We start from the raw sequence: 13,315 nt of genomic DNA on the forward strand, positions 1-13,315 counted from the left end.
ACATGCTCAGCCCCGGCGTCCAGCTCGGCAACCGCTACCGTCTCGACGAGCGGATCGCCAGTGGTGGCATGGGCGACGTCTGGCGCGGCACCGACCAGGTGCTCGGCCGGGTCGTCGCGGTCAAGAGTCTGCTTCCCGCGTTGCTGGACGAGCCGGGGTTCGCCGAGCGGTTCCGCGGTGAGGCGCGCACCATGGCGACCATCAACCACCCCGGTGTGGTCGACATCTACGACTTCGGCAGTGACCAGCAGATCGCCTTCCTGATCATGGAGTACGTCGAGGGGGACGCCCTCTCGGCGACCCTCAACCGGGTCGGCCGGCTCACCCCCGCCCGGACGATGGCGCTGGTGGCCCAGGCCGCGGATGCCCTGCACGCCGCCCACGGCAAGGGCATCGTGCACCGTGACGTGAAGCCCGGGAACCTGCTGGTCCGTCCGAACGGCACGCTGGTGCTGACCGACTTCGGCATCGCCCGGTCCGAGCTGGTCGGCCAGCTCACCGCCGCCGGATCGGTGCTCGGCACCGCCTCGTACATCTCCCCGGAGCAGGCGGCGGGCGCGGTGGCCACCGCGGCCTCCGACGTCTATGCCCTCGGGGTGGTCGCCTACCAGTGCCTCGCCGGTCGTCGGCCGTTCGAGGGGGACAACCCCCTGGAGATCGCGATGCGGCACGTCCGGGAGACCCCGCGTCCGCTGCCGGGGGACATCCCGCCGCCGGTCCGCGCGCTCGTCGACCGGGCGATGGCCAAGGACCCGACGGCCCGCTGGCCGAGCGCCGCCGCCCTGGCCGGTGCGGCCCGGCAGGTCAAGGCTGCCCTCGCCCACCAGAACCGCCCGGGTGGTCGGGCCCGGCCGGTCTCCGTCGCTCCTTCGTCGCCGGCGACCCCGCCGGCCACCTCGCAGGCGCGGGCGCAGGTCCCGCCCCCGCAGCGGCAGCAGCCCCGGCCGCCGGTCGTACCGCAGGCCCGGCCGCAGCCGCAGCCGCAGCCGCAGGCCCGGCCGCCGGCGGCGGCGCGTCCGGTCGCCTCGGTCCCGGTGTCCCCGCCCCGCCCCGCGCCGCCGGTCACGCACCGCCCGGTCGCTGCGCATCCGGTCACCCCGTCGCGTCCGCCGGTGGCGCACCCCGGCTACCCCCGGGGCGCGGCCTCCGTCCCGTCGGCTCCGCCGCGCCAGGTCGGCTACGCTCACCAGCCCGGTCCGCCGCTTCCGCCGGACAGCGGGCCGCGCGCCCGGACCGTCCTGGTCGTCATCGCGCTCGCCGTGCTGGTCCTGATCTGTTCCGGCGTGATTTCCTACAGCATGCAGGACGGCGACGACTCGACGGCCAGCTCGGCCGGCCTGCTCCCGTCACCGAACGTGACGTCTGCAGCACCGACGGAGAGCGGAGATGACGGCGGCACCCCGTCGTCGTACCGTCGGGTGGGACTGCCCGTGCCGGCTGGCGACGGGACGACGACGAGCGAAGGACGACAGACGCGATGACTGCGCAGGCCCGCCTGCTGGGTGGCAGGTACCAGGTCGGCGAGCTCCTCGGCTACGGCGGTATGGCCGAGGTGCACCGCGGTCGCGACCTGCGGCTCGGCCGGGACGTCGCGATCAAGATGCTCCGGGCGGACCTGGCTCGCGACGCGACCTTCCAGATGCGGTTCCGCCGGGAGGCGCAGAACGCCGCCTCGCTCAACCACCCCGCGATCGTCGCCGTCTACGACACCGGCGAGGAGACCGCCCCCACCGGCGAGACCCTGCCCTTCATCGTCATGGAGTTCGTCAACGGACGGACGCTCAAGGAGGTGCTGGGCGCGGAGGGCCGCCTCCAGCCCCGCCGGGCGTTGGAGATCACCGCCGACATGTGTGCGGCGCTGGAGTTCAGCCACCGGCACGGCATCATCCACCGGGACATCAAGCCCGGCAACGTGATGCTCACCCTGACCGGCCAGGTCAAGGTGATGGACTTCGGTATCGCCCGGGCGCTGGCCAGCGGTGCCACCACGATGACCCAGACCAGCGCCGTGATCGGCACCGCCCAGTACCTCTCCCCGGAGCAGGCCCGGGGCGAGGCGGTGGACGCCCGGTCGGACGTCTACGCCGCCGGCTGCGTCCTGTTCGAGCTGGTCTGTGGCCATCCGCCGTTCGTCGGGGACAGCCCGGTCAGCGTCGCCTACCAGCACGTCCGGGAGGCTCCGCCGACGCCGAGCGACATCAACCCGGACGTCACCCCCCCGATCGACGCGATCGTGCTGAAGGCGCTGTCGAAGAACCCGCTCAACCGGTACCAGAGCGCCGGGGAGATGCGGGCCGACCTCCTCCGGGCCGCCGCCGGGCGTCCGGTGGCCGCCACGCCGGTGCTCCGCGAGGACGAGACGGCAGCGATGGGGCCCGCACCTGCGGCAGCCGCCTTCCCGGCTGCGGCGACCGCCCCGCAGACCCGGCAGATTCCCGCCCGGGTGGGCGACCCGCGCCGACGCCGCGCCTCGTCCTGGGTGATCGCCACCCTCGCCGGCCTCGGCGTGCTCGCGGTGATCGCCCTGGTCGCCGGCCTGCTCCTGCTCCAGAACCGGGAGACCACCGTCCAGGTGCCCACCCTGCTCGGCAAGAGCCAGCAGGCGGCGATCGCCGACCTGACGGCCGCGAAGCTGCGGTACGAGGTGGGCACGCCGGTGCTCAGCAGCGACTGCAAGAAGGACACCGTCGCCGAGCAGGATCCGCCGGCCGACGAGAAGATCAACGAGAACGAGACGGTCACGCTGCACATGTGCGGCGGCAAGCCGGTCGTCACCATCCCGGGCAACCTGGAGGGATCCCGCTACGAGAACGTCGAGGCGCAGCTCAAGGCACTGAAGCTCGTTCCGGAGCGCAAGGACGTCAACAGCGACGAGCCCGAGGGGCTGGTCGTCAAGCTCACCCCGACCTCAGGGAAGAGCGTCCCGGAGGGCAGCAAGGTCGTCGTCGAGGTCTCCCGGGGCAACGTCCGCCAGGTGCCGGACGTGGTCGGCGAGAGCGAGGAGGACGCCAAGGAGGAGCTGCGCGAGGCCGGCTACGAGGTCAAGGTGCGCAAGGGCGACGAGGTGCCGAAGGACCAGGCGGGGCGGGTGACCAACCAGACCCCGAAGGGCGGGTCGTCGCTGGCCCGGGGGCAGACGGTGACCATCACGGTCAGCCAGCCGGCGCCCGAACCCGACCCGAGTGGCACGCCGCCGACGGACGGGACGACCCCGACCCCGACGCCGACCGACGGTGGGCGGGGCGGCAGCCTGCCGTTCCCGACCATGCCGCCCCGCGACGACTCCTCCTGGAGCTGACACCGGCCCGGCGAGACGGGAGAACCCTCCCCGGACCGACCCGGCCGGGCCGGGCCCACCGGGCCGTCAGACGGTGGCGAAGGCGGCCAGGCGGCGGGCATCGACCTCGGCGGCCAGCTCCGGCGCACGCTCCCGGGCTGCGGTGAAGCCGCAGGTGGCGAGCCAGTTGGCCAGCATCAGGTGGCCGCCCTCGGTGAGCACCGACTCCGGGTGGAACTGGACCCCCTCCACGGGCAGGGTGCGGTGGCGCATCGCCATCACCACCCCGGAACCGGTCCAGCCGGTCACCTCCAGCTCGTCCGGCAGGGTCTCGGGGAGCACCGCCAGCGAGTGGTACCGCGTGGCGGTGAACGGGTCGGGCAGCCCGGCCAGGACACCGGTCGAGGAGTGCCGTACCAGCGAGGTCTTGCCGTGCAGCAGCTCCGGGGCGCGGGCCACGGTGGCACCGAACGCCTCGCCGATGGCCTGATGGCCGAGGCAGACACCGAAGATCGGCAGCTCACCGGCGTACCGGTGGACGACGTCCAGGCAGATGCCGGCCCGGTCCGGGCTGCCCGGACCGGGGGAGAGCAGGATGCCGGCCGCGCCGATCCGACCCACCTCGTCGATGTCGATCTCGTCGTTGCGGCGCACCTCGCAGTCCACGCCGAGTTGGCCGAGGTACTGCACCAGGTTGAAGACGAACGAGTCGTAGTTGTCGATCACCAGTACGCGCATCGACTCACCTGTCCGGAGAGGGGGGTGGGGTGTTGTTCTGCTCCGTGTCGTACGGCAGGTCGTGCTCGTCACCGGGCGGCTCGCCACCGGGCACCCCGGGGTCTCCCCCGGCCGGGCCGCCGGGCACCTCGGCGTCCTGGGTGACCTGCACGTCGTCGAAGGGGAGCAGCGGTTCGGCCCAGGGGAAGACGACGTACCAGAGCAGCGCGACCGTCGCCGAGGCGAGCAGCACCGAGCCGACCAGCTTGCCGGGGAGGCCGAACGGGAGTTTCCGCCAGATCCACGCGTACACGACCTCAGCCCCCCAGTTCGGCCGGGCGACCCGCCGACTTGTCCTGTGAGCGTTCCATCTCGGCGTGGATGATCAGCCGTTCGTAGTTGTCGAACTTCGGGTTGCAGGTGGTGAGGGTGAGCATCCGCCTGGTCGGCTTGGCCCCCGGCCTGCCGGGGACGGGTGCGACCACCTCGACCTGCGACGGCTTGACGATCCGGGTCTGGGAGACGCGGTACACGTACCACTTCTCCTTGGTCTCGACCACGATCGCGTCACCGTCGTCCAGCTCGTCCAGCCGCCAGAAGGTGGCCCGGTTGCGGTGGCCGGCGACGGAGAAGTTGCCCAGCTCACCGGGCATGGCGCTCTTCGGGTAGTGCCCCGGCGCGTACCGGATGTCCTTCTGGGTGACGCCCTCCACCACGATCCAGTTCTTGTCGAGGCTGGGGATGTGGAGCCCGGCGATCGGCTTGCCGTTCACCGGTGCCGGCGTCGTGCGGGGACTCGGGGTCGCCGACGGTGCCACGGTGGGGTCGCCCTGCGGGCCCCACGACTGTTCCAGCTGCTGGCTGAGGTCGTTCTGGTGGGCGTCGACGATGGCGGACTTGCCCCACACCTCGTACCCGGCGAAGAGGAGCACCACCAGGCCGAAGGTGATGAGGACCTCACCACTGACCCGGATGCCGCCGCGCAGCCGGGACCAGACCGTGGGACGGGTCAGCTCCGAGTAGACGCTGCGGTAGCCCCCGTCGGTCTGCTCCGGGCGCAGCTGCACCACCCGCTCACCCCGGCGGGGCTGCGGTGGGGCGGTGTCGGGTCCGGTGGTGGCCGGCTCGTCGTCGCGGGCCGGGAGAGGCGGAACGGCGCCCATCAGGGCCGTCGTGTCGGGACCCGGGGCTGCTGCGCGCCGGCCGAGCGCCGTGATGACCACGGTCGGCCCCTCGATGTCGCCGCCCGGTCGCCGGTGGCTGGCCGGCGCGGCCGTGCCGGCTGGCGGCCGGTCGTTGGCCGGCGCCGTCGTACCGGCCGGGTCCGGACGTCGGCCGGGGCCGGGAGCGGCGGGGCGAGCGGACGGGTTACCGGGCCAGCGTGGCGGCGCGGACGGGTGGGCCGGCGGCGGGGAGGTCGGCGGTGCCCACGGCGGCGGCACCGGTGGCCGGGCGGATCGGGGTGGAGCGGCGGGCGGAGCCGTGGACACGGGCGGGGCGCTGGGCCGCGGCGGAACCGGGTCCGGCCAGCGCCCGGCGGCGGGCTCTCGCGGGCCGCTGGGGCGGTCCACCCGGGGGAGGACGGCGGTGGGCTCCTCCGGGTGACCGGCCTGGTGCCAACCCGGGCGCTCCCCCCGCCGGTCGTCGGACGTCCCGGTCACCGGGGCACCTTCGCCGAGCGGAGCGTTGTCGAACCCTCGAAGGCCGGCACGCTGACCGTGGAGACGGTCTCGCGGTAGCCGAGCTGGTAGTGGTCGACCGCGTCCTTGAACAACCGGACTCCCTCAGAAGCGGCGAGGGCCTGCTGGAGCGCAGCGGGGTCGCCGATTGCTACGATCTTGAATGGAGGGGAGTACACCCGGCCGTGCAAGAGCAGGGTGTTACCTACGCAGCGTACCGCGCTGGTGGTCAGGACGCGGACGTTCATGATTGACATGGCCTCCGCGCCGCCGGCCCAGAGCGCGTTCACGACCGCTTGGACGTCCCCCTGGTGGACGACCAGGTCGTCGTTGCTCGCCCCTTCGGGCAGGCTCTCGAGCCGCCGGGCGTCGTCGAGTTCGACGGTGACCCCCGGGCCGGTGAGCGCGGTGAACCCGGCGGACTGCCGGCCGGCCGCCGCCCGGCCACGTTCCGCCGCGATCGGCTGGTCGGTGTCGGCGAGCGCCTCGGTCTGCCGTTCCACGTCCGCCCGGAGTCGCGCCGCCTCCGTTTCCCGCGCCGCCACCCGTTCCCGGGTGTCGTCGATGAGCTGGGTGAGCTGCGGCCGGCGGTCCTCGCGCAGGGCGGTGCCCCCGGCGGTGGTGGCGGTGGTGGTGAAGAGCAGCCCGGCCGCGGCGGCGATCAGGGGTACGCCGAGCGACCACCCCGGACGTCGCTGGCGCGGTCGTCGGGGCAGCAGTCCGGCCACGGCCCGCCGGAGCACCTTCTGCCAGGACGCCGCGCCGGATGTGTACTCCACCGCGCGCTCCTTCCCGTGGTCACCCGTCAGGACGGGCTCGGCACCCGACCAGTTCCGCTCTTTTCGGTCACTACCTGCATTCGATCGACCCCGTTCATGGCCTCAACGGGTCTTCCGGACTACGCTAGCTTTCGAAACATTATTGGCCATGGACCGTCGCCCCCGCGCCCGGTTGTCAGGCCGGACGAGGTCGTATTCCCTCTGGAGAGCGTCGTGCCCAAGTCACAGGTCCGCAAGAAGAAGGTGTACACCCCGCCGACGGACGTGCGTCCGACGACCACCGCGGCGACGCGCAAGCCCAGCCCGGTCTGGCTGCCGCTCCTGGCGATCGCGCTGATCGTCTTCGGGATCGGCTGGCTGGTGGTCTACTACCTCTCCGAGCAGGCCTACCCGGTCGCCACGTGGGGCTACTGGAACCTCGCAGTCGGCTTCGGCGCCATGGTCGCCTCGCTGATCGTGCTCTCCCGCTGGCGCTGAGCGCCAGCGGTCCTCGGCGTCCCGGTCCGCGCCCCCGAAGGTTCCGGCGTGGCCGGGACCACGCCGTGGCCTGACCATGGCGTCTCCGCCGTGGCCCGACCGTGGTGCGCGGGCGCGACATGTCACCACGCGGAACCCCCGATCTGCGCAGGTCGGACGGCCCTTCTAAGGTGTCCGCAGGGCAGCGCAGCCCGGTGCGAGGTTCCTCACGTTACTACCGGGTAACCTTGAGCGTAGGCTGCACTGCATGACCGAGCGGAGCGAGGTCATCGACCGGTCAGGTCAGGGTCGCGGTGGGCAGCCGGCGGCGCGACATCCCGACGCCGGTCGCCGAACCGCTCGCCAGGCAGCAGACCGTGGAGGCCAACGCTATGGGCAGCGTCCAGCTCGTCACGACGATCCTCGCCGCCGCCATCACCGCTCTGGCGGTGTGGGTGGCCGTACAGGCGGTGCTGCGCATCGTGGCAGTCGTCCGGCTCGGGCAGCCGGACCCCGGACGGTTCGGTGACCCGGTCACCCGGACGAGGACGATGCTGGCCGAGACGGCCGGGCACACCCGCATGTTGCGCTGGAGCGTGGTCGGTGCCGCGCACTGGTTCGTCATGGTCGCCTTCGTCGTCCTGTCGCTGCTGGTCCTCGAGGCGTACTTCGAGGTGGTCTCGCCCACCGGCGGCCTGCCGCTGATCGGTGGCTGGACGGTCTACGGGCTGGTCACCGAGCTGATCGCCATCTTCGGTGTGGTCGGCATCGTGGTGCTGATCGCGATCCGGATCCGCAACCGGCCCAGCCGGACTGGCGGACGTTCCCGGTTCACCGGCTCGACCATGTGGCAGGGCTACTTCGTCGAGGCGGTGGTTCTCGCCGTCCTGATCATGGGTTTCCTGATCCGGGGCTTCAAGGTCGCCACCGACCACTTCGAGTACCCGACCTGGGCCACCCCGGTCAGCCACGCCGTCGGCGCGCTGCTGCCGAACTGGGAGGCCGGGGTCAGCGTCGCGGCCCTCATCAAGATCATGATTTCGATGACCTGGCTCATCGTGATCGCGCTGAACGTGACCATGGGGGTGGCCTGGCACCGCTTCCTGGCCTTCTTCAACATCTTCTTCAAGCGTGACCCGGGCCGGGCCGGTTCCGGTCTCGGCGCGCTCCGCCCCATGACGAGCAACGGCAAGCCGCTGGACTTCGAGGAGGCCGACCCCGAGTCCGACCAGTTCGGGGTGGCCCAGGTCGAGCAGTTCACCTGGAAGGGCCTGCTCGACTTCAGCACCTGCACCGAGTGCGGTCGCTGCCAGTCGCAGTGCCCGGCGTGGAACACCGGCAAGCCCCTCTCACCGAAGCTGCTCGTGCTCAGCCTGCGCGACCACGCGTACGCGAAGGCGCCGTACCTGCTGGCCGGGGGCGGCAAGGACCTCACCGGCGAGGAGAAGGCCACCGCGGCCCAACTCGCCCACGTCGACGTGCTCGCCCTCGCCGAGGCGGAGAAGCCGCTGATCGGCGGGGCCGAGGAGGGCGGGATCATCGACCCGGACGTGCTCTGGTCCTGCACCACCTGCGGGGCCTGCGTCGAGCAGTGCCCGGTCGACATCGAGCACGTCGACCACATCGTCGACATGCGGCGCTACCAGGTGCTGATCGAGTCGAGCTTCCCCTCCGAGGCCGGCGTGATGCTGCGCAACCTGGAGAACAAGGGCAACCCCTGGGGCGCTCCGCAGAACACCCGGGAGGACTGGACCAAGGGCCTCGACTTCGAGGTGCCCCGGGTCGGCGAGGCGGAGGACTTCGAGTACCTGTTCTGGGTCGGCTGTGCCGGCGCGTTCGAGGACCGGGCCAAGAAGACGACCCGTGCCGTCGCCACGCTGCTGCACGAGGCCGGCGTCTCCTTCGCCATCCTCGGCGAGGGGGAGACCTGCACCGGTGACCCGGCCCGCCGGATCGGCAACGAGTTCGTCTTCCAGATGCTCGCCCAGCAGAACGTGGAGACCCTGAACGAGGCGTTCGACGGCCGCGAGAAGAGCAGGCGCAAGATCGTCGCGACCTGTCCGCACTGCTTCAACACGCTCGGCAACGAGTACGGTCAGCTCGGCGGCGAGTTCGAGGTGGTGCACCACACGCAGCTCCTGGCCCACCTGGTCGCCACCGGCAAGCTCACCCCGGTCCAGCCCGTCGACGGCGGGGTCACCTACCACGACCCGTGCTACCTGGGCCGGCACAACCGGGTCTTCGCCCCGCCGCGCGAGGTGCTCGGTTCCTCCGCCTCGGAGGGCGTCACCGAGATGCCGCGCAACAGCGAGCGCTCCTTCTGCTGCGGTGCCGGTGGGGCGCGGATGTGGATGGAGGAGCGGATCGGTAAGCGGATCAACGTGGACCGCGTCGAGGAGGCGATGTCCACCGGCGCGAAGACCATCGCGGTCGGTTGCCCGTTCTGCTCGACGATGCTGAACGACGGGGTCAACGGCAAGGGGGCCGGGGAGCAGGTCGAGGTCGTCGACGTGGCGAGCGTGCTGCTCCGCTCGGTGAGGCCGGAGCAGAACCGCGACGGCCAGCAGGCCGAGCCGGTCGCCGGCTGAGCCGAGACCGTTCGCGGGTCCACGGCACACGCCCGGATCACCGGGGCGCTCGCCCTGCACGCCCGTACCGCCACCGACGTTTTCAGCCGTGGTCCACGTGACCACCGTCACCGAGGACGTCTCACCGGCCTCTCTGGAGGTGCTGGCCACCCGTACCGGACGGTCGCGCTTCCCGGTGGTGCAGCGCCGGCGGGTGCGCGGCTTCGTGCACGTCAAGGACGTGCTCGGGTACGTCGGCGCGAGCCGCCGTGCCCCGGTGCCCGCCGAGGTGTACCGGCCGCTGGCCGTGGTGCCGCTGGACCGTACCCTGGCCGACCTGCTGCTCTCGATGCGCCGCGAGGGACGGCACATGGTGCTGGTCAGCGACGGACGGCGACCGCTCGGTGTGGTGACCCTCGACGATGTCCTGGCCGCCATCGTCGGCGGAATCGGTACGAAGGGTGCCCGCGTGGTCGCCGGAGCATGAAACGAGACCCCCTCGCCTTGATATCGCCCCGCGGCTTCCCTAATGTGGGGCACCGGCCGCTGTGGATCGTCTGCCCCGCCATCCTCTCCCTCGCGGGGCGCCCGGTGGTCTGGTCGCCAAAGGAGTTCGTGCCGGTGGCAACCCTGCCCCCTCAGCGTCACGCACCGGATCGACTCCCCACTCGTCCGGGTGGGCTCCGTCGGTTCGTTCGTACCCTGGTCACCCTGTCCGCCGCCGTCGTGGTCGGCACCGGACTGCTCGCTGCTCCCGCGCACGCCGCGCCCACTCCCGAGGAGATCGAGGCGCAGATCGACAAGCAGTGGGAGCAGCTGGAGCCCACGATCGAGAAGTACAACGAGGTCCGCAGCCAGCTCAAGGTCAACGTGAAGAAGTCGGCCGACCTGGAGAAGAAGATCCAGCCGCTCGCGCTGCAGAGCGACGTGGCCATGAACCGGATCGGCGCCCTGGCCTCCCGGCACTACATGACCGGCCCATCGCAGGAGATCGGCGCGCTGCTGGTCAGCGCGAAGCCGGGCACCCTGGCGGAGCAGATGGGCATGCTCGACCGACTCGCCGCCCACCAGCGCAAGGAGCTCCAGGGCGTGCTGGCGATCCAGGCGAGGTACGAAGCCGAGAAGCAGAAGCTCGACGCCCTCATCACCAGCCAGACCCAGCAGGAGAAGGACCTGGCGGCGAAGAAGATCAAGATCGATACGGAGATCAAGCGGCTCCGGGCGTCCATGCCGAAAACTGCGGTCAGCGCCCCCGGCTGCCCGCTGATCAAGGGCGTTGTCAGCAGCAAGGCCAACACCGCCATCAGGACCGCCTGCGCCCAGGTCGGTGACCCGTACGTCTGGGGCGCCACCGGGCCCAACTCGTTCGACTGCTCCGGGCTCACGCAGTACGCCTACCAGGCCGCAGGCATCCACCTGACCCACTTCACCGGCGCGCAGTGGCGCGAGACCAAGTCGATCAGCCGCTCCGAGGCCCGCCCCGGTGACCTGGTCTTCTTCTTCAGCGACCTGCATCACGTCGGGCTCTACCTGGGCAACGGCATCATGGTGCACGCCCCCCGGGCCGGTAAGCCGGTGCAGGTGGCCAGCATCAACCACATGCCGGTCGCGGGCTTCCGCCGCCCGTACTGACCGATCCATCCTGACGACGGGGGTCCCCGGCCAGTGGCCGAGGACCCCCGTCGCGATGGGCCAACGAACGGCACCCACAGTGGTTACTGTCGGAAATCGGCAGGTGGCACTCCCGCGAAGCGTGTTGCGGATCGACGACGGCCGTCCCTAGTCTCGGCACTTGCCGAGCCGGTGACAGGTCCGCCATTCGGAGGCGGCGACGGCTCGACACCGCCGAGTCGCACGACGCACGTCGCCACAACGAGAAACGTCACCACAGCAGAGCGAGCCGGGGAACCACCAGCACCATCGGGGTGAATCCGTACGCCAGGTAGGGCGCTCCCTTCCCGCCCGAACCCGTCAGCTAACCCGGTAGGCGGTCAACGGAAGAAGGAGTACGGAGCCCGGTGGCACACCATGCCCCGCGGCCACCGTCCGCCCGGTCGGCCACGGCTGCCCGGACGACGGCTGCGCCGCGTCCATGCTGGTCCCGCTTCACCACCGTCATCACCGTCCTCGCCGGAGCCGCCGTCCTCGTGACGGGCGGTGCCGGCGCGGCCCGCGCCGAACCCTCGGTAGCCGAGATCGAACGCCAGATCGACCGGGAGTGGAACGCCCTCGAGCCGGTCATCGAACAGCACAACGCCACCCGGCAGGCGCTCGCCGCCAAACGGCGGCAGGCGGCGGCCCTCACCGCCCGGATCGAGCCGCTGCGACGCCAGATCGACCAGGCGATGAGCAAGGTCGGCGGGCTCGCGGTGCGGGCGTACAAGGGGGAGAACGCTTCCGCCCTGAACGCCATGCTGGCCAACCCGTCGCCAGCCACCGTCGTCCACCAGCTCGAACTGCTCGACCAGTTCGCCCGCCGGCAGCAGGACGACATCCGGCACGTGGTCGGGTTGCGAGACCAGCTCAGCGCCCGCAAAGCGCCGCTCGACCGGCTGATCGCACAGCTCGGTCAGGCCGAACGCCAACTGGACGCCAAGCGGCGGCAGATCGACGCTGACATCGCCCGCCTGCAGAAAATGCGCCTGAAGGCGTACGGTGACGGTGGTGGCACCAGCCTGCGCCCCGCCCCCTGCCCTGCCGTCTACCCGGGCGGCGCCGCCGGCCGGGCCGTCGGCTTCGCCTGCGCCCAGATCGGCAAGCCCTACGTCTGGGGGGCCGAGGGGCCGAACGCGTACGACTGTTCCGGGCTCACCCTCGCCGCCTGGGCGCGGGCCGGGGTCAGACTGCCGCACAACGCCGCCCAGCAGCGGCGGGCGACCGCCCCGGTGAGCCGGAACGAGCTACGCCCCGGCGACCTCGTCTTCTACTACGCCGACCTGCACCACGTCGGCATGTACGTCGGCAACGGCTGGCTGGTGCACGCCTCCCGGGCCGGCGCGCCGGTGAAGATGAAGCGCGTCGACGACGGCCCGGTGCACAGTTACGGTCGGCCGGGCTGAGGTGGTAGCAGGGGACCCCTGTTACCGCTTTTTGTGTAGCAGGGGTCCCCTGCAGGCACCTGACGAAGCGGAGCGAACACCATCGCCAGCACCGGACCGAGGGGTGGCGGGGGGCGCGACGTTCAGCGGGTGGGCCAGGTACGCCAGTTCCGCCAGGCCCGGCTCGGGGTGGGCCCACGCTGCCCCTGGTAGCGCGAGCCGTAGACGGCGGAGCCGTACGGATGCTCGGCCGGCGAGGAGAGCCGGAAGATGCAGAGCTGACCGACCTTCATGCCGGGCCAGAGGGTGATCGGCAGATTGGCCACGTTGGAGAGTTCCAACGTCACGTGACCGGAGAAGCCCGGGTCGATGAAACCGGCGGTGGAGTGGGTCAGCAGGCCGAGCCGGCCCAGGCTCGACTTGCCCTCCAACCGGCCCGCGAGTTGGTCGCCGAGCGAGATGACCTCCAGCGTGGAGGCGAGCACGAACTCGCCGGGGTGCAGCACGAAGGGCTCCCCCTCGGGGACCTCCACCAGCGAGGTGAGGTCGTCCTGCTGCCGCGCCGGGTCGATGTGGGTGTAGAGGTGGTTGTTGAAGACCCGGAAGAGCCGGTCCAGGCGTACGTCGATGCTGGAGGGCTGCACCAGACTCGCCTCGAACGGTTCCAGCGCCAGCGTGCCAGCCTTGATCTCGCTGACGAGGTCGCGGTCGGAGAGCAGCATCGCACCACCATAGCGAGGACCATCGGCCCCACGATCCGGCGGGTGACCAGCGCGTCGGGCTGCGTTTTCGTACGCGTGTT

11 protein-coding genes, 1 pseudogene and 1 riboswitch are annotated in these 13,315 nt (G+C 71.5%); of the genes and pseudogenes, 7 read left to right on the top strand and 5 right to left on the bottom strand.

Annotated features, from left to right (window positions below; translation table 11 throughout):
- Positions 1-2: 2 nt before the first annotated feature.
- Together GA0074694_RS07080 and pknB are read left to right on the top strand one after the other, a co-directional pair.
- The gene (locus GA0074694_RS07080) at positions 3-1,481 is read left to right on the top strand and encodes a serine/threonine-protein kinase (RefSeq protein ID WP_091454261.1); all 1,479 of its coding nucleotides are present in this window, start codon (positions 3-5) and stop codon (positions 1,479-1,481) included.
- Positions 1,478-3,298, top strand: a complete 1,821-nt coding sequence (gene pknB / locus GA0074694_RS07085; RefSeq protein ID WP_091454263.1) for a Stk1 family PASTA domain-containing Ser/Thr kinase — start codon at positions 1,478-1,480, stop codon at positions 3,296-3,298. Before GA0074694_RS07080 ends, pknB begins: the two co-directional genes overlap by 4 nt.
- Positions 3,299-3,364: 66 nt before the next feature.
- Here the strand turns inward: pknB and GA0074694_RS07090 are convergent, their stop codons facing one another.
- From GA0074694_RS07090 to GA0074694_RS07105, 4 genes are all read right to left on the bottom strand, one after another.
- A complete protein-coding gene (locus GA0074694_RS07090) occupies positions 3,365-4,015 on the bottom strand; it encodes an aminodeoxychorismate/anthranilate synthase component II (RefSeq protein ID WP_091454266.1) in 651 nt (216 codons plus the stop codon).
- Positions 4,016-4,019: 4 nt separating this feature from the next.
- Complete coding sequence (locus tag GA0074694_RS07095) at positions 4,020-4,307, bottom strand: hypothetical protein (RefSeq protein ID WP_091454268.1); 288 nt, start codon at positions 4,305-4,307, stop codon at positions 4,020-4,022.
- Positions 4,308-4,311: 4 nt separating this feature from the next.
- The gene (locus tag GA0074694_RS31495; protein WP_091458778.1) at positions 4,312-5,157 is read right to left on the bottom strand and encodes a class E sortase; all 846 of its coding nucleotides are present in this window, start codon (positions 5,155-5,157) and stop codon (positions 4,312-4,314) included.
- A gap of 494 nt (positions 5,158-5,651) precedes the next feature.
- A complete protein-coding gene (locus GA0074694_RS07105) occupies positions 5,652-6,452 on the bottom strand; it encodes a DUF881 domain-containing protein (protein WP_091454270.1) in 801 nt (266 codons plus the stop codon).
- A gap of 213 nt (positions 6,453-6,665) precedes the next feature.
- Here GA0074694_RS07105 and GA0074694_RS07110 point away from each other — a divergent pair, with 213 nt between their 5' ends.
- The 5 genes and pseudogenes from GA0074694_RS07110 (at position 6,666) to GA0074694_RS07130 (ending at position 12,534) form a co-directional block, all read left to right on the top strand.
- A complete protein-coding gene (locus tag GA0074694_RS07110) occupies positions 6,666-6,929 on the top strand; it encodes a cell division protein CrgA (protein ID WP_091454273.1) in 264 nt (87 codons plus the stop codon).
- Between the two features lie 371 nt (positions 6,930-7,300).
- Positions 7,301-9,496 (top strand): (Fe-S)-binding protein, encoded by a 2,196-nt coding sequence (locus GA0074694_RS07115; protein ID WP_091458780.1) that lies wholly within the window; start codon positions 7,301-7,303, stop codon positions 9,494-9,496.
- 27 nt (positions 9,497-9,523) lie between these two features.
- Positions 9,524-9,962 (top strand): annotated as a pseudogene (locus GA0074694_RS07120) (CBS domain-containing protein); the annotation flags it as partial.
- A 128-nt stretch (positions 9,963-10,090) separates the two neighbouring features.
- Positions 10,091-11,107, top strand: a complete 1,017-nt coding sequence (locus GA0074694_RS07125; RefSeq protein WP_245714577.1) for a C40 family peptidase — start codon at positions 10,091-10,093, stop codon at positions 11,105-11,107.
- A gap of 223 nt (positions 11,108-11,330) precedes the next feature.
- Positions 11,331-11,480, top strand: a riboswitch (cyclic di-AMP (ydaO/yuaA leader).
- Between the two features lie 13 nt (positions 11,481-11,493).
- On the top strand, positions 11,494-12,534 hold the full coding sequence (locus GA0074694_RS07130; RefSeq protein ID WP_091454278.1) for a C40 family peptidase: 1,041 nt from the start codon (positions 11,494-11,496) through the stop codon (positions 12,532-12,534).
- Between the two features lie 122 nt (positions 12,535-12,656).
- Here GA0074694_RS07130 and dcd read toward each other — a convergent pair whose 3' ends face one another.
- The gene (gene dcd / locus GA0074694_RS07135) at positions 12,657-13,235 is read right to left on the bottom strand and encodes a dCTP deaminase (RefSeq protein ID WP_091454280.1); all 579 of its coding nucleotides are present in this window, start codon (positions 13,233-13,235) and stop codon (positions 12,657-12,659) included.
- Positions 13,236-13,315: the final 80 nt, after the last annotated feature.

The sequence above is a fragment of the Micromonospora inyonensis genome (assembly GCF_900091415.1).
Classification (GTDB): domain Bacteria; phylum Actinomycetota; class Actinomycetes; order Mycobacteriales; family Micromonosporaceae; genus Micromonospora; species Micromonospora inyonensis.